The 414-nt window shown below is 55.3% G+C and carries 1 protein-coding gene and 1 pseudogene; both read right to left on the bottom strand.

The window, feature by feature from the left end; genetic code table 11:
• The coding region (locus ERK18_RS09350; RefSeq protein WP_315984357.1) for a ShlB/FhaC/HecB family hemolysin secretion/activation protein at positions 1-311 on the bottom strand (311 nt) is incomplete at its 3' end.
• A 12-nt stretch (positions 312-323) separates the two neighbouring features.
• Positions 324-414, bottom strand: a pseudogene (locus ERK18_RS09570) (transposase domain-containing protein); the annotation flags it as partial.

The following is a 414-nucleotide window of genomic DNA, read 5'->3' as shown; positions in this document are numbered from 1 at the left end:
TTACGGAACAGGACATGCGACAGTCCCAGCCGGTGAGTCTGCAGGTCTCCCGTGGAACGCCACCGCCAGCCCCGGTTATCAATGGTGCTGAGGTAGTCACTCCATGAGTACGTGTAATCCACCAGGGTATAGCCATACGGCAGACTGACACCGGCGGCAAAATTCCTCGCATCATGTGACACCGAAAAGTCACTGCTCCGTCCCCCGCTGACAAACCAGTTGTCAGCCAGCCCCAGCGGATTATTAAAAGAAAGGACACCATTTAACTGCCCTGTACCGGTATTCTTCTGCCCGCTGTTGTCGATGCCCACGCTCCCTGTGACAGGCCATTCCGGCAATATGCTCAGTATATGGCGCAGATACGTTTCCGGATCGATACCGTTCAAACGGCAGGTACCAATCAGCCCGTACAGC

Source organism: Lactobacillus kimbladii (assembly GCF_014323605.1).
GTDB lineage: Bacteria > Bacillota > Bacilli > Lactobacillales > Lactobacillaceae > Lactobacillus > Lactobacillus kimbladii_B.
Note: the sequence above shows the minus strand (reverse complement) of the source record. Positions and strands in the feature narration are given on the sequence as shown.